At 74.3% G+C, this 16,318-nt stretch carries 9 protein-coding genes; 1 reads left to right on the top strand and 8 read right to left on the bottom strand.

Annotated features, from left to right (window positions below; all coding sequences use genetic code 11):
• The first annotated feature begins 137 nt into the window (after positions 1–137).
• Positions 138–734: a LuxR C-terminal-related transcriptional regulator gene (locus tag ACPXCB_RS07015; RefSeq protein ID WP_425873253.1), complete on the top strand. Its 597-nt coding sequence runs from the start codon at positions 138–140 to the stop codon at positions 732–734.
• Positions 735–751: 17 nt separating this feature from the next.
• Here ACPXCB_RS07015 and ACPXCB_RS07010 read toward each other — a convergent pair whose 3' ends face one another.
• From ACPXCB_RS07010 to ACPXCB_RS06975, 8 genes are all read right to left on the bottom strand, one after another.
• Positions 752–961, bottom strand: coding sequence for a response regulator transcription factor (locus ACPXCB_RS07010; protein WP_121401277.1), 210 nt, complete (start codon positions 959–961; stop codon positions 752–754).
• Positions 962–1,025: 64 nt separating this feature from the next.
• Complete coding sequence (locus ACPXCB_RS07005; RefSeq protein ID WP_425873251.1) at positions 1,026–4,193, bottom strand: amino acid adenylation domain-containing protein; 3,168 nt, start codon at positions 4,191–4,193, stop codon at positions 1,026–1,028.
• Positions 4,183–5,184 carry a 2,3-diaminopropionate biosynthesis protein SbnB gene (gene sbnB, locus ACPXCB_RS07000; protein WP_425873249.1) on the bottom strand — a complete coding sequence of 334 codons (1,002 nt, stop codon included), beginning with the start codon at positions 5,182–5,184 and terminating at the stop codon, positions 4,183–4,185. Before sbnB ends, ACPXCB_RS07005 begins: the two co-directional genes overlap by 11 nt.
• Complete coding sequence (gene sbnA / locus ACPXCB_RS06995; protein ID WP_425873247.1) at positions 5,178–6,194, bottom strand: 2,3-diaminopropionate biosynthesis protein SbnA; 1,017 nt, start codon at positions 6,192–6,194, stop codon at positions 5,178–5,180. Before sbnA ends, sbnB begins: the two co-directional genes overlap by 7 nt.
• Positions 6,181–6,636 (bottom strand): aspartate 1-decarboxylase, encoded by a 456-nt coding sequence (gene panD, locus ACPXCB_RS06990; RefSeq protein ID WP_132240573.1) that lies wholly within the window; start codon positions 6,634–6,636, stop codon positions 6,181–6,183. The genes sbnA and panD overlap by 14 nt, the downstream gene beginning before the upstream one ends.
• Positions 6,637–6,638: 2 nt before the next feature.
• Entirely contained in the window at positions 6,639–7,916 is a 1,278-nt protein-coding gene (locus ACPXCB_RS06985) for an MFS transporter (protein ID WP_425873245.1), read from the bottom strand.
• A gap of 46 nt (positions 7,917–7,962) precedes the next feature.
• A complete protein-coding gene (locus ACPXCB_RS06980) occupies positions 7,963–14,427 on the bottom strand; it encodes an amino acid adenylation domain-containing protein (RefSeq protein ID WP_425873243.1) in 6,465 nt (2,154 codons plus the stop codon).
• Positions 14,424–16,313 carry a non-ribosomal peptide synthetase gene (locus ACPXCB_RS06975; RefSeq protein WP_425873241.1) on the bottom strand — a complete coding sequence of 630 codons (1,890 nt, stop codon included), beginning with the start codon at positions 16,311–16,313 and terminating at the stop codon, positions 14,424–14,426. Before ACPXCB_RS06975 ends, ACPXCB_RS06980 begins: the two co-directional genes overlap by 4 nt.
• Positions 16,314–16,318 lie beyond the last annotated feature (5 nt).

Here is a 16,318-nt window from a genome sequence, read left to right as displayed (position 1 = left end):
CGCGGCTCGATGGATCTCGGGTCGGTCGGGTCGCCGGCCGGTGAGGAATATGGGGGCCGTTCCCCGTACCGGTCGCCGCAGGCGCGGTGACATTCTCGTTGCCGTCCGTCAGCGACGAGTTTCCTGGAGTGGTGCGCATGGACGAGCAGGTACGGGTGCAGGTCATCGCCGCCGACCCGGCGGTACGGGTCGGTGTCGACGAGATGGTGCAGGGGTGCCCGGAGTTGACCGTGGTGGTCGACCGGCCGGACGTGGTGCTGGTGGTGACCGACGAGGTCGGCGACGCGGTGCTGGTCCTGTTGCGCTCGCTGTCCCGCGCCGGCCGGCGGGTGCTGCTGGTGGCCGACAGGTTGCGGGAGTCGGACGTGGTCGAGGCCGTGGCGGCGGGTGCCGGCGGGCTGCTGCGCCGTTGCGAGGTCCGCCCGGACCGGCTGCGTCCGGCGATCCGGGCGACGGCCGACGGCAGCTTCACCGTGCCCTCGGACCTGCTGGGGGACCTGCTGACCCGGGCCGACGAGCGGGCGCCGGAGCGGCCGGCGACCCGGCGGCTCACCACGCGGGAGCGGGCGGTGCTGCTCATGCTCGCCGACGGGCACGAGACCGAGGAGATCGCCCGCTCGCTGGCCTACTCGGTCCGGACCGTGACCGGCATCGTGCACGCGATCACCCACCGGTGGCAGGTGCGCAACAGGGCGCACGCCGTGGCGTGCGCCCTGCGCGAGGGGCTCATCTGAGTCGGCCAGCCTCACAGTCAGATCAGCCCGTGCCGGATGGCGTACGCGGTCGCGTGGACCCGGTTGGAGACCTGCAACCGGGCCATGAGGTCGTAGATCATGTTCTTCACGCTGTGTGGTGAGCAGCGCAGTTCCCGCGCGATCCCCGCGTTGTCGTAACCCTCGGCGACGAGTTCGAGCACCCGGAGCTGCTGGGCGGTGAGTACGGGCTTCGACGCGTTCCTCATGATCGTCTCCTGGGCGGTGTGGTGGTGACCTACCGACCCAGGCTAGGAACGGCTCGTCGCTCGCTCATCGGGCCGCCGCACCCAGATTGCCGGCCGCCGCCCCCGCATTCTCCGCACCGGCGCCCACGACCCACTGCCGGGCCAACCGCCCGACCGCCTCCTCGGGACGACGCACCGCCGCGGCGAGGATCCCGCTGAAGCCGACGGCGAACGAAGCGGCCCGGTCGGCGGTGAACAGGTCGTCGTGGTATTGCAGGCACCCGATCAGCCGCGGTCCTTCCCCCCGTACGGTGAGCAGCAGGTCGAAGGGGGAACCGCCCTGACCGTGCCGGAACGGCTCGGCGGTCACCCCGGGCAGCCGGAGCCGACCGGTCAGGTCACCGAGAGTCTGGAAGGCGACCTGGACCAGCGGGTTGTGGCCCAGGTCGCGCTTCGGACGCAGCGCCGTCACCAGCCGGTCGAAGGGGAACCCCTGGTGCCGGTACCCGGCCAGCGCCACGTCACGTACCCGGAGCAGCAGGTCGGTGAAGGCCGCCTCGGGCGGGCAGGGCACCCGCAGGGCGAGGGTGTTGGCGAACATCCCGATCCCGTTCTCGGCCGCCTCCGTGTCGCGGTTCGCGGCGAACGTGCCGACCACCAGGTCGTCGCGGCCGGCGAGCTGTCCGATCAGCACGGTGAACGCGGTGAGCAGCACCATGAACGGGGTCGAGCCGGTGGCCCGGGCCAGCGTCCGCACCGCGGCGGTGGTCTCCGCCGACAGGCCGAACCGGACGGTGGCCCCGCTCTGCCGCAGCCGCGCCGGTCGGGGCAGGTCGGTCGGGAGGCCCAGGGTGGGCGGCGCGCCGGTGAGGTGCCGACGCCAGTAGTCGAGGTCGGCCGGGTCGGTCGCCGGCAGCGGGGCCGGCGGCAGCGGGTCGACGGCCACCGTGTCGCCCCGGCGGCGCCGCGCGTACGCCTGGCAGAGGTCGCGCCACAGCACGTCCATCGACCAGTCGTCGGCGACGACGTGGTGGACGGTGGCGGCCAGGACGTGCTCCTCGGGGGCCAGCCGCAGCAGGGTGACGCGCAGCAGCGGCCCCTCGGCGAGCGCGAACGGCACGGCGGCGAGCTGTTCGACGGCCACCCGCGCCTCGGTGAGGTCGGCGACGGTGCGCACCTCGATCGGCACCAGGGCGTCCGGCCCGATGTTCGCGTACGGCACGCCGCGCCGGGACCGGAAGGTGGTCCGCAGGGCCGGGTGCCGGCGCACCGTGTCCGCCAGGGCGGCGCGCAGCGCGTCGACGTCGACCGGTCCGCGCAGCCGGTAGGACTCGGCGATCGTGTACGTGGTCGATCCCGGATCGAGTTGGTCGGCGAACCAGATCCGGTGCTGGGCGGCGCTGAGCGGCCCGGCGGCCGGCCGGTCGGCGTCGACGTCCGGTGCGCCCGGCGGCAGGCTCTCCCCGTCCTCGCCGGTCGCCGGGCCGCCCCTGGTGCCCCACGCGACGAGGTCGGCCACGGTGGCGGTGAGCACGTCGGCGGGGGAGAGCGACCGGCCCCACAGGTGGCGGAGGCGGGAGCAGACCCGGGCGGCCGCCAGCGAGTCGCCGCCCAGCTCCACGAAGGTGTCGTGCACCCCGACCGGTCCGGCGCCGAGCACCTCGGCCCAGATGCCGGCGAGCCGGCGCTCGTCGTCGGTACGCGGATCGACCCGCTCGCCGTCGGCGAGCCGGTGCCCGTCGGGCGCGGGCAGGGCCGCCCGGTCCAGTTTGCCGCTCGGCCCGACAGGCAACGCCGGCACGGCCACGAACGCCGACGGGACCATGTGCCCGGGCAGCCGCTCGGCGAGGTGGGCCCGGAGCACCCGGACGCCGGGGACGGCGTTGGCCACCACGTACCCGACGAGCTGCCCGGCGTGCACGGCGGTGGCGGCGGCCCGCACCCCCGGCACGGTACGCAGCGCGGCGTCGATCTCACCCAGTTCGACCCGGTGGCCCCGGATCTTGACCTGGTGGTCGATCCGGCCCAGGTAGTCCACGGCCCCGTCGGGCAGCCGCCGGGCCAGGTCCCCGGTGCGGTACAGCCGGGAGCCGGGCGGGCCGAACGGGTCGGGGACGAACCTCTCGGCCGTCAGCCCGGGCCGGCCGAGGTAGCCCCGGGCGAGCTGGACCCCGGCCAGGCAGAGTTCGCCGACGTCCGCCGGTTCGCCGCGCTCGTCCAGGATGTGGGTGCGGGTGTTCGCCACCGCGTGGCCGATGCTGACCGGCTCACCCGCCCGGCAGCGCGACCCGGTCACCTCCACCGCCGCCTCTGTCGGGCCGTAGAGGTTGAGCAGCTCGCAGCCGATCAGCTCGTCGGCCTCGGTGACCAGGTCACCGGTGAGCTCCTCGCCGCTGCAGACGATCCGGCGCAGGGTGGGCAGGCGGGCGCCGGTGTCGCGGACCTCGGCGAGGAACGCCCGCAGCATCGACGGTACGAAGTGGATGGCGGTGATCCCGTGCCGGCGGATCGTGTCGATCAGGTAGGCCGGGTCGCGGTGTCCGCCGGGGCGGGCCATCACCAGCCGCGCGCCGGCGGCCAGGGTGCCGAAGAACTCCGGCACCGAGACGTCGAAGCTGTACGGGGTCTTCTGGAGCACCCGGTCGTCGGGGCCCAGCGGATGCGCGTCCAGCCCCCAGCGGACCCGGTTGACGATGGCGCGGTGCGGGATCACCACGCCCTTGGGTCGGCCGGTGGACCCGGAGGTGTAGATGACGTACGCCGGATGATCCGGGTCGACGGTGACCCGCGGTGCCCGGGCGGGCCGGCCGGGGGGCTCCCGGCCCACCGGCACGGTGGCGACGCTCCGGCCCGCCTCGGCGAGGGCCGGCAGGCCCGGGTCGGCCACCACGGTGTCCAGCCCCGCGTCGGCCACCAGGAGGGCGATCCGCCGGGCCGGGTGCTCCGGGTCCAGCGGCACGTAGGCGGCTCCGGCGGTGAGGACGCCGAGCAGGGCCACCACCAGGTCGCCGCCCCGGTGCAGGCACACCCCGACCCGGGACTCGGGGCCGACGCCCCGCGCGACCAGCAGGTCGGCGAGCTGGTCGGCCCGCCGCACCAGTTCGGCGTAGCTGAGCTGGTCCCGTTCGGTGACCACCGCGACGGCGTCCGGGGTGCGCGCCGCCTGCCCGTGCACCAGCTCGTGCAGGGCCGGCTGTCCCGGGTAGCTCCTGGCCGTGTCGTTCCACGGTGCGACGCCCGGCTCAGTCGGCATCCGGGTCCTCCGGCGCGGTGGTCAGGAAGTCGGGCAGCCGGGTGCCGACGCCGTCGCGTTCCGCGGCCCGCCGCACCAGCTCGGCCACGGCGAGGTCGAGCACGCCCAGGCCGAACGGCGAGTAGACGGTGACCCGTTCCGGGTCGTGCCGCCAGCCGGCCCCGTCGAGGATCTCGCCGATGCCGGCGGTGATGAAGTCGCGGTTGCCGGTCTCCTGCTCCGCCAGGTGCAGCGAGGTGGCCGCCCGGCAGACGTGGTCGGCGTCGTCGACGACGTTGACCGCGGTGCGGACGTCCGCGGGGAAGATGTCCCGCAGCGACAGGTGCAGCACGAGTGCCCCCGGCCGGCAGTGCGCCAGCCCCAGGTGCGGTACGCCCGCCGTCGTGGCCAGGCAGACCAGCGGGTGGGCGCCGAGCGCCTCCTCGACGCCCCCCGCGACGCGCACCTTCAGGTCCCACCGCGCGCAGCGCCGGGCGAACGCGGCGGCCCGCCCGGCGTCCAGGTCGAAGACGGTCACCTCCGTCAGGCCGGGCAGCGCCGCGCGGAGGAACCGCAGCACCTCGAAGTTGATCACGCCGCAGCCGATCAGGGAGACGCCGCCGGCCGGCGGGGCGAGGACGCCGGCGGCCAGGGCGGCGCTGGCGGCCGTCCGCCGGGCGGAGATGGTGGAGCCCTCGATCAGCGCGACCGGGTGGCCGTCGGTCATCGAGTTCACGACGATCGCGGCGGAGGCGCGGGCCAGCCCGCGGTCGACGTTGCCGGGGAACGACGAGATCCACTTCATGCCGGCGACCGGGAAATCGTCGCCCAGGTACGCGGGCAGTCCGATGATCCGGTTGCGGGCGTCCTCCGGAAACCGCAGGAACACCGAGTGCGGCAGCACGGTACGCCCCCGCGCGTGCAGGACGTAGGCGCGGCGGACCGCGTCCAGGACGGCGTCCTCCCGGCCGGCCAGGATCTGCCGGACCTCGCCGGCGGACACGATCAGCATGACGGCACGTCCATGGTCCGGTCCCTCCACAGGTGGGTGACGTCGCCGAAGTGCCCGGTCACCCAGTCGTCGTCGTAGATCGTGTTCAGGTAGCGCTCACCCCGGTCGGGAAAGATCAGCGCGCAGGTCGCGCCGGCCGGGATCAGGTCGCGCAACTGCTCCAGGGCGGCCACCACCGCGCCGGACGAACCACCGGCGAGGATGGCCTCCCGGCGGGCCAGCCGGCGGCAGCCGACCACACAGTCCAGGTCGTCGACGTGCATCACCTTGTCGGCCAGCCCGTCCCGGTAGAGCTTCGGTCGGACCCCCGCGCCGTGGCCGGGGATGAGCCGCTTGCGTGGGGGGTGGTCACCGAAGATCGCGCTGCCCGCCGCGTCCACCGCGACGATGGTCAGCGCCAGCTCGTGCCGGCGCGCGTAGTCGGCGCAGCCGCGCAACGTGCCGCAGGAACTGGTCGCGCAGAACAGGAAGTCCAGCGGGGTGGGCACCCCCTCGACGATCTCCCGCATGGTGGTCTCGTGGGCGCGGGGGTTCAACGGGTTGCCGTACTGGTCCGGCCACCAGGCGTTCGGGATGGTCGCGACCAGCTCCTGGACGCGGCGGATGCGCTGCGGCAGGTACTCGCCCGTGGCCGGGTCGGTGCGGGTCACCACCTCCACCTCGGCGTCGAACGCGCGCATGACCGCGATGTTCTGCGCGTTCGTGCGGGGGTCCACCACGCAGATGAACCGGATGCCGAAGTAGCGGCACACCTGGGCCAGCCCGATGCCGAGGTTGCCCGAACTGGACTCGACCACCACCGACCGGCCGGGTTGCAGCTGCCCGGCCCGCAGCCGGTCGATGAGCATGCCCAACGCCGAGCGGTCCTTGATGCTGCCGCCCGGGTTGTGCCCCTCCAGCTTCGCCCAGAGGGTGAACGCGGCGTCCGGCATGAGCTTGTCGAGCCGGACCAGCGGGGAGCCGCCGATCGTGGTCAGCACCCCACCGACGTCGGTCTCATCGGCCCGCATGTTCACTCCCGCTACGGGGATCCGTAGCGGCCCGCAGGGTGTTACCGGGAACGGTCGCGGTGCCGGGGATCGCCTCGGCCGGGTCGTCGGTGGTGCCGAGCATCCGGTTGGCCTCGTCCACCATCACCACCCGGGGCGAGTACCCCTTGGCGTCCGGGTCGGCCATCGCCGCGTAGCTGATGATGATGACCAGGTCGCCGGGGTGGATCAGCCGGGCGGCGGCCCCGTTGATCCCGATGACCCCGCTGCCGCGCCTGCCGGCGATGACGTACGTCTCCAGGCGGGCGCCGTTGTTGATGTCCACCACGTGCACCTGCTCGCCGGCGAGCAGGTCGGCGGCGTCCATCAGATCCTCGTCGATGGTCAGCGAGCCGACGTAGTGCAGGTCTGCCTGGGTGACCACCGCGCGGTGGATCTTCGACTTTAGTATGGTGCGCAACACCTTCAGCTCCTCCTTGAGGGCTCGATCGGCAGAAAGCCCGCTCGACGTATCGAGCGGCTGAGCGTCGCCAGGGCGGCGAGCAGGACCATCCAGACGGCCATCGACCACGCGGCGGGTGCCGGCCCGAGCGACTCCAGCAGGAAGCCGCCGACCAGGGAACCGAGCGCGACCGCGCCGTTGGCCAGCAGGCTGACCGCGCTGAGCACCCGGCCCTGGATGCGGTCGGGGGTGATGGCCATCTGGTACCCGGCGACCGCCACGTTCCAGATCGGCCCCACGAACCACATCAGGGCGTACGCGGCGCCGATCAGGTAGCGGTCGTCGGTGAGGGCGATGACGCAGGTCATCAGCGCCCACACCCAGTTCGCGGCGATGACGATCGCGCGCATCGGGAACCGCCCGGCGCACCACGTCGCCACCAGCGAGCCGAGCACCCCGCTGGTGCCGGCCACCCCGAGCAGCAGGCCGATGGCGGCCGGGGCCGCCCCGGCGGCCTCGAACGCCACGATGATGATCAGGAAGAGGACGCGGAACAGCAGGTTGCTGCCGGCGACCAGCAGGGTGGCCGTGCGCAGGAACGGCTGCCCCCACAACCACCGCAGCCCGTGCGTGAGTTCGGCGGCCAGCTTTCCGGGACGGGCGTCAGGGTCGGTCGCGTCGCCCGGTGCGGCCTGGAAGTCGCGGCGGATGAACAGCAGCGTCAGCAGGGAGACCAGGTAGGAGACGGTGTCCAGCGCGAACGGCCAGATCCGCCCCAGCCCGAACAGCGCGCCGCCGAGCGGGGTGCCGGCCATCACCGCGGCCCGCTCACGGGCCTCGTTGCGCGACAGCGCCGTGGTCACCTGGCTCGGGTGCACAACGTTCGGGATGGCCGCACCGGCGGCCAGCTCGTACCCGACCGACAGCGTCCCCTCGACGAAACCGACGGCCAGCACGTGCCACAGGTGCAGCTCGTCGACGGCGATCGCCGCCACGATGCTGCCCACCCCCAGGGCCCGCAGCACGTCGCACCAGATCATCACCCGCTTGCGGTCCCACCGGTCCACCAGCGCCCCGGCCGGCAGCTGGAACAGCAGCGTCGGCAGCAGCGCCACGAAGCCGGCCAGCCCGGCGGCGCCCGGCGAGCCGGTCAGCGCCAGCACCAGCAGCGGGTACGCCACCAGCGACGCCGTCGAGCCGAGCATGGAGACCGCCGAGCCGCTCCACAGCAGCAGGAAGTCCCGGTTGCGGTGCAACGGCGGGATCTGCTCCCCGACGACCGGAGCGTCGACCCGGCTCACCGGTCGCCACCGATCCGGCGGCGACCGGAGGCGCCCCCGCGCGCGGTCACCGGGCACCCCGGCGGGCGGCGACGTCGGCCAGCCGGCTCCGGGCGGTCAGCCGGGGGACCGCCGGTCGGTCGTCCAGCTTCGGGTAGCCGGGCAGCGCCCCGACCAGCCGGGCGACGGTCGGGTGGTCGAACAGGGCCCGGACCGGCACGTCGACGCGGAGCAGGTCCCGCAGCCGGACCGCGACCCGGGTGGCCAGCAGCGAATGCCCGCCGACCTGGAAGAAGTTCTCGTGCACGCCGACCTCGCCGGTGCCGAGCACCTCGCCCCACACCTGCGCGACCGTCCGCTCGTCGGGGCTGCGCGGCGCCACCCGCACGGGTTCCCGCCGCCCGCCGGCACCGGGTCGCGGCACCGGCAGGGCGTTGCGGTCGACCTTGCCGGTCGGGGTGAGCGGGAAGGCGTCCAGCGGCACGTAGGCGGCCGGGCACAGGTAGTCCGGCAGGGTACGGAGCAGGAACTCGCGCAGCTGCTCGCCGGTCGGTACCGGGTGCCGCCCCCCGCCGACCAGGTACGCGACCAGCTCCTGCTCCCCGCCGTACCGCTGCGGGTGCACCACGGCGCCCCGGACGTGCTCGTGGGCCAGCAGCGCCGCCTCGATCTCGGCCGGTTCGATCCGGTGTCCCCGGATCTTCACCTGGTGGTCGACGCGGCCGAGGATCTCCAGGTGCCCGTCGGCGTGCCAGCGGGCCAGGTCGCCGGTGCGGTACATGCGGGCACCCGGCACCCCGGCGTGCGGGTCGGGAACGAACTTCTCCGCGGTGAGGGCGGGTCGGGCGCGGTAGCCCCAGGCCACCCCGTCCCCGCCGATGTGGATCTCGCCGGGGACGCCGACCGGTACCGGCTCCAGCCGCTCGTCCAGGATGTAAAGCCCGGCGTTCGGGGCCATGCCGAAGTCGACGGGCCGGCCGTCCGGAGCCAGCCGGGTCGTGGTGGACCAGACCGTGGTCTCGGTCGGCCCGTAGATGTCCCACACGGTGGCCCCGGTCGACGCGAGCCGGACCGCCAGCTCGGTCGGCAGCTTCTCGCCGCCGCAGAGCACGGTCGCACCCGGCGGTGCGGCCCAGCCGGAGTCCAGCAGCATCCGGTACGTCACCGGGGTGGCCTGGAGCACCGCCGGCCCGGCGCGATCGATCAGCTCGGCCATCCGCTGCGGGTCGCGGGTCTGCTCCGCGTCGGCGATCACCACCCGGCCGCCGACCAGCAGCGGCAGGTACAGCTCCAGCACCGAGGGGTCGAACGACACGGTGGTCAGGCCGACCACGGTGGCCCCCGCCGGCAGACCCGGCCGGTGCCGCATCGCGGCGAGGAAGTTGCCCAGCCCCCGGTGGTTGATCATCACCCCCTTCGGGGTGCCGGTCGATCCCGAGGTGTAGATGACGTACGCCAGGTCGTCGGCGGACGGCCGGTCGGGCAGCCGCCGCTCGGGACGGGTGGCGATGGCCGCCCGCTCGGCGTCCAGCAGCACCAATCGGATCCCGGCGGTGTCCAGCCGCCCGGCCAGCGCGGTCTCGGTCACCATCACCTGCGCGCCGGCGTCGGCCAGCATGAAGGCGGTCCGCTGCGCCGGGTAGTCCGGGTCCAGCGGCAGGTACGCGCCACCGGCGGCCAGCACCGCGAGGAACGCCACGACCAGGTCCGCGCTGCGGTTCAGGTACACCCCGACCAGCGTCCCCGGCCCGACGCCCAACTCCCGCAGGTGGTGGGCGAGGCGGTTGGTCCGGCGGTCCAGCTCGGCGTAGCTGAGCACGTCGGCGCCGAAGACCACCGCGTCCGCGTCGGGGGTGGCCGCCACCTGCCGGGCGACCCACTCGGGCAGCGTCCCGTCCGGGACCGGTCGGGGTCCGCCGGCGCCGAGCCCGAGCAGGGCGCGCCGGTCGGCTTCCGGCAGCCCGCACCGGCGCGGATCACCCGACGGGTCGGCGACCATCGCCTCCAGCACCCGCCGGTAGGTCCGGGTGAGCAGGTCCAGGTGGCCGTCGGAGATCCGGTCGGTGCCGGCCTCGATGATCAGCTGACCGGGCTCGCTGGACACCGAGAGGCCGAACTCGTTCGGGGTGGTGTCGGTGATCGCCGACCGGTCGATGCCGTCGAGGTCGAGCACGTGCATGTCGGTGTAGTTGAAGAAGACGTCCACCAGCGGCTTCTGCTCGCCCCACTCGCGTTGCATCGCGGGCAGCGGGTAGTGCCGGTGCGGCCAGAGCGCGACCTCCCCGGCGAAGACCCGGCGAGCCTGCTCGGCCCAGATCGACGCGGTCAGCTCCACCGCGAACGGCACGGTGTTGAGGAACATGCCCCGCACCTGGTCGCCGTCGGTCAGCTCGGGCCGTCCGTTGCAGACCAGCCCGCTGTGGAAGCGCCGCTGCCCGGTCACGACGCCCAGCACGGCCAGGTGCGCGGTGAACAGCAGGCTCTTCAGCGGTACGTCCGCCGTCCGGGCCAGCTCCCGCAGCCCCGGCATCAGGTCGGCGAAGGGCAGCCGCACCGCCCGGTACCGGGCACCCGCACCCGCCCACGCCGCCGGGATGCCGAGCCGCTCGTGGGTGCGTACCCGCGACGCCCAGAACTCCCGGTCCACCCCGGCGGCCACCGCGCGGCGTTCGAGCGCCACCGCGTCGGCGAACCGGACGGCCGGCAGCGGGGCGGGCCGCGGGTCCTGCCCGTCCCGGATCCGCCGGTGGTACGCCAGCAGTTCCGGGACCAGCGAGTTCTGGCTCCAGCCGTCCAGGATGGCGTGGCTGTAGCTGACCAGCAGTCGCCACCGGTCGTCGGCGAGCTGGTAGGCGTGCAGCCGCAGCAGCGACGGCGTGCCCAGGTCGAAGCGGTCCCGGCGCTCCTCGGCGACCAGCCGGGCCACGGTGCCTTCCACCTCGGCGGCCGGCAGCTCGCGCAGGTCGGTGTGGCCGACCCGGATCTCCGCGCCCGGGTGGATCAGCTGGAGCGGCTCGCGGTAGGAGGTCAGGTCGATCGAGGCCCGCAGGATCTCGTGCCGGGCGGCGAGCAGCCGGGCGGCGGCGCGCAGGGCGGGCAGCGAGAACGCCTCGCCCTCGACCGGGTAGCAGAGGCTGTTCAGGTACAGCTCGCCGGTCGGGTCGGCGAGCATCTCGTACGCCATGCCGGCCTGCGCCATCGACAGCGGGTACGCGTCAACGACGCCCTCGGGCAGTCGGGCCCGGTCCTCCTCGCCGATGAGCGCGAACCGGTCGACCAGGCGGGTGGCCTCGGCTGGCAGGGCGCCCTCCCGGGCGTCGACGGCCGCGGCGAGTTCGGCGACCGTCCGGTACCGGAAGAGGTCCGTGACGGTGAGGTCGAGCCCCTGGTCGCGGAGGTTCCCGACGACCCGGATGGCGCGGATGCTGTCGCCGCCGATGTCGAAGAAGCGGTCGTGGATGCCGATCGGCCCGCCGTGCCCGGCGAGGGCCTGGGCGTAGGCGGCCACGATCAGGTGCTGGGTGGGGGTGGCCGGTGGGGTGTGCTCGCCGCTGCGCGCGGCGTGCGTGTCGGGCGGGGGGAGCGCGTTGCGGTCGATCTTGCCGCTGCTGGTGAGGGGGAGTTCGGTGAGCGTGACCCAGTGGGTGGGGACCATGTACTCGGGCAGCCGCGCGCGCAGGTGGGTGCGCAGGGTGTCGGCGTCGACGGGGTGGCCGTCGGCGGCGACGAGGTAGGCGACGAGTCGCCGGTCGTCGCCGGGGCCGTGCGGGTGCACGACGGCGGCGCGGACGCCGGGATGGTCGGCGAGGGCGGTTTCGATCTCGCCGAGCTCGATGCGGTTGCCCCGGATCTTGACCTGGTGGTCGAGGCGGCCGAGGTACTCGATGGTGCCGTCCGGGCGCCAGCGGGCCTGGTCGCCGGTGCGGTAGGCGCGTTCCCCGCCGTCTGTGGGGATGAAGCGTGCGGCGGTGAGCGCGGGCCGGCGGTGGTAGCCGCGGGCGAGCTGCACGCCGGTGAGGAGGAGTTCTCCGGGTACGCCGACGGGGACCGGGTTGCCCCAGGGGTCGTGGATGTGGGCGCCCGTGTTGGCGATGGGGCTGCCGATGGTGACGGTCTGCCCGGGGTGGACGCGGGCGGCCGTCACGTCGACGGCGGCCTCGGTGGGTCCGTAGAGGTTGTGCAGCTCGACGTCGAGGTGGGCGTGCACGGCGGCGGCGAGGTCGTCGGGCAGCGCCTCGCCGGAGCAGACGACGCGGCGCAGGTGGGGCAGGGCGGTGCGGGTGGCGGCGAGGTGGCTGGTGAAGGCGCGGAGCATCGAGGGCACGAAGTGGACGGTGGTGACCCGCCGCCGGTCGATGGTCTCGGCGAGGTAGGCGGGGTCGCGGTGCCCGTCGGGGCGGGCCATGACGAGGGTGGCGCCGGTGGTCAGGGGCCAGAAGAACTCCCAGACGCTGACGTCGAAGGTGTGCGGGGTCTTCTGCAGGATCCGGTCGGTGTGGTCGAGCCGGTAGGTGTCCTGCATCCAGCGGAGCCGGTTGACGATGGCGCGGTGGTCGACGAGGACGCCCTTGGGGCGGCCGGTGGAGCCCGAGGTGTAGATCAGGTAGGCGGGGCCGCGGTCGTCGGTGGTGACGTCGGGTCGTCCGGCGGGTTCGTCGGCGAGCGTCGGGTCGTCGAGGTGGACCCGTGGGCCGGGGGACCAGTCGTGCTGGTCCGGGGCGTCGACCAGGGTGACGGGGGCGCCGGCGTCGGCGAGCATCCAGCGCAGCCGTTCGACGGGGTGGCCGGGGTCGAGCGGCAGGTAGGCGGAGCCGGTCTTGAGCACGGCGACGAGGGCCACGGCGAGCGCGACGCGGCGTCGCGCGCTGACGGCGACGATCTGTTCGGGGCCGGCGCCGAGGGCGATCAACCGGTGGGCGAGCTGGTTGGCGCGGGCGTCGAGCTGGGCGTACGTCAGCTCCTCGTCGTCGTCGAGCACGGCGACCGCGTCGGGCGTGGCGTCGGCCTGCGCCTCGATCAGCCGGTGCAGCAGCGTGTGGCGGGGGTGCTCGACGGCGGTGTCGTTCCAGGCCGCGAGCTGGGCCGTCTCGGGGCCGGTGAGCAGGGGCAGCCGGGTGACCGGGGTGTCCGGGTCGGCGGCGACGGCGCTCAGCAACCGCTGGTAGTGCCCGGCCAGCCGCCGCGCGGTCGCGTCGTCGAACAACGCCGTCGCGTACTCGACCACCCCGGAGAAGGAGCCGTCCGCCTCCTCGGTCACCTGCACGGTCAGGTCGAACTTGGCGGTGTGCCAGAGCGTCGGCACCTGCCGCGCGCGCAGCCCCGCCCCGGCGAAGTCGGCCGCCGTGGCGTTCTGCATCACGAACATGGTCTGGAACAGCGGGTTGCGCGACAGGTCCCGCTCGGGGGACAGCGCGTCCACGATCCGCTCGAACGGCACGTCCTGGTGGGACTGCGCGTCCAGCACCGTCTCCCGGACCCGGGCCAGCACCTCGACGAAGGTCGGCTCGCCGGACAGGTCCGTCCGCAGCACCAGCGTGTTGACGAAGTAGCCGATCAGGTCCTGGACCTCGGGGCGGGTACGCCCGGCGACCGGGGTGCCCACCGCGACGTCGGTCTGCCCGGTGTAGCGGGCCAGCAGCACGTGGAAGACGGCCAGCAGCACCATGAACGGGGTCGCACGGTGCCGGCGCCCGATCGAGGCGAGGGCGCGACCGAGGTCGGCCGGCACGGTGAACGGCAGCGTCGCGCCTCGGGGGTCCTGCACGGGTGGGCGGGGCCGGTCGGTCGGCAGCTCCAGCGGCACGAGGCCGGCCAGCCGGTCGCGCCAGTGGTCGAGCTGCCCGGTCAGGCCGGCCGCCCGGTCCCGCTGCCGCACCGCGAAGTCCGCGTACTGGCACGGCAGCGGGGCGAGCGGGGACGGCTCGCCGGCGACCAGCGCCGGGTAGAGCGCGCCGAGTTCCCGGGCCAGCACGCCGACCGACCAGCCGTCGAACGCGATGTGGTGGGCGACTAGCACCATGACGTGCTCGTCCTCGGCCAGCCGGACCAGCCGTACCCGCAGCGGCGCGTCCCGACCCAGGTCGAACGGGGTGGTCGCCTCGTCCCGGATCAGCGAGTCCAGCCGCTCCCGCCGCTCCGACGGGGCGCAGCCGGCCAGGTCCACGACGGGCAGCTCGACGGGCTCGGCCGGGCCGACCACCTGGCTCGGTTGGCCGTCCACCACCTGGTAGCGGGTCCGCAGCACTTCGTGCCGCCGGACGACCTCCCGCCAGGCGTCACGGAGGGCCACCGGGTCCAGCGGGCCGGTCAACCGCCAGCTGAACGGCACGACGTACTCCGCGCCGCCGGGCCGGATCTGGTCGAGCAGCCACACCCCCTGCTGCGGGTAGGACAGCGGCAGCGGGCCGGTCGGCCGCGGTGGACTCGGGGCGGCCGGCGACCGGTCCGGGGCCCGCCCGGCCAGCAGCGCCTCCACCAGCGCCCGACGACGGGCGTCGGTCGAGGTCGGGGACGGGTCCTCGGGAGTCGTCATTCCTTGCCCACCTGCGCCAACATCGTCTCCAATTCGGACTCGGACATCCCCGCCACCCGTTCCTCGACGGCCCGCTGGAGCACCGTCGCCAGCTCCGCCACGGTCGGTGCCTCGAAGACCGCGCTGACCGGCAGGTCGACCGGGAACCGTTCGTGCAGCAACGCGACGACCTGGGTGGCCAGCAGGGAGTGACCGCCGAGGTCGAAGAAGTCGTCGTGTATCCCGCAGCGGTCGACGCCCAGCACCTCGGTCCACACCTCGGCGACCGCCCGTTCCGTGGGGGTACGCGGCGCCACCGCCGGTCCGTCGGTGACCGGGCCGGCCGGGGCGGGCTCCGGCAGCCGCCGGCGGTCGACCTTCCCGCTGCTGGTCAGGGGCAGGTCGTCGAGGGTCACCCAGTGCTGCGGGACCATGTGCTGCGGCACCCGCTCGGCCAGGTACGCGCGAACCGCCCGGTGGTCGGCGGGCTCCGGGCCGGCCGGCAGCAGGTACGCGACGAGCTGCGGGCCGCCGACCGCGCCGTGGTGCACGTCGACGACGGCGGCGCGGACGGCGGGGTGCTGGCCGAGTACCGCTTCGATCTCGCCCAGTTCGATCCGGAAGCCCCTGATCTTCACCTGCTGGTCCCGCCGGCCCAGGTACTCGATGTCGCCGTCCGGCAGGTACCGGGCCTGGTCGCCGGTGCGGTACATGCGCTGTCCGGGCCGGTCGGCGAACGGGTCGGGGACGAAGCAGGCGGCGGTCAGTCCCGGCCGGCCGAGATAGCCCCGGGCGAGCTGGATCCCGGCGAGCACCAGTTCCCCGGGCTCACCGACCGGCACCGGCCGCAGCTCGCCGTCCACGATGTACGTGCGGGTGTTGGCGACCGGCCGGCCGATGGTCACCGCCTCGCCGGGCAGGCAGCGGGTGCTGGTCACCTCGACCGCCGCCTCGGTCGGCCCGTAGAGGTTGACCACCTCGCAGTCGAGCCGGTCGTGCGCCGCGGCCACCAGGTCGGCGGGGAGCGCCTCGCCGCTGCACAGCACCCACCGGATCGACGGCAGGCTGGTCCGGCCGGCGGGCAGCACGTCCAGGAAGGCGCGCAGCATCGACGGCACGAACCGGATCGAGGTGACCTGCCGTTCGGCCACCACCCGGGCCAGGTACGCCGGGTCGCGGTGCCCGCCGGGACGGGCCGTCACCAGCGTCGCCCCGGTGGTCAGCGGGGAGAAGAGCTCACACACCGAGACGTCGAAGCCGTACGGCGTCTTCTGGAGCACCACGCCGCCGTCGGCACCAAGGGCGTCGGGCATCCAGCGCACCCGGTTGACGATCGCGCGGTGCTCCACGACCACGCCCTTCGGGCGGCCGGTGGAGCCGGAGGTGTAGATGACGTAGGCGGCGTTGGCCGGGCCCACGACCGGCTCCGGGGCACCGTCCGGCAGCCCCCGGTGGTCGTCGTCGATCCGGATCGGGGCGCCGGCGGCGGCCAGCGGCTCGTGGTCGACGCCCGGGCCGGTGACGACGGTCGTCGCCTTCGAGTCGGTCAGCAGGTAGCGGATCCGGTCGGCCGGCTGGTCCGGTTCCACCGGGAGGTAGGCGCCGCCCGCCTTGAGCACCCCCAGCAGCGCCACCACCAGGTCGACCCCCCGGTGCAGGCACACCCCCACCACCGACTCCGCGCGTACCCCGGCCGCCCGCAGCCGGCGCGCGAGCCGGTCGGCCTCGCGGTCCAGCTCGGCGTAGCGGACGGTCCGCTCGTCGGACACCACGGCGATCGCGTCCGGGGTACGCCGTACCTGCTCCTCGAACAGCTCGTGCAGGCACGGGTCGGTCGGGTACCCGACCTCGGTGTCGTTCCACCCTGTCGGGACCCGGTGGCCGTCGGCCGCGGTCAGCTTCGCCATGGCGG

This window comes from Micromonospora sp. DT62 (assembly GCF_049847285.1).
Classification (GTDB): Bacteria; Actinomycetota; Actinomycetes; order Mycobacteriales; family Micromonosporaceae; genus Micromonospora; species Micromonospora reichwaldensis.
This window is presented reverse-complemented; position numbering and strand designations above follow the sequence as displayed.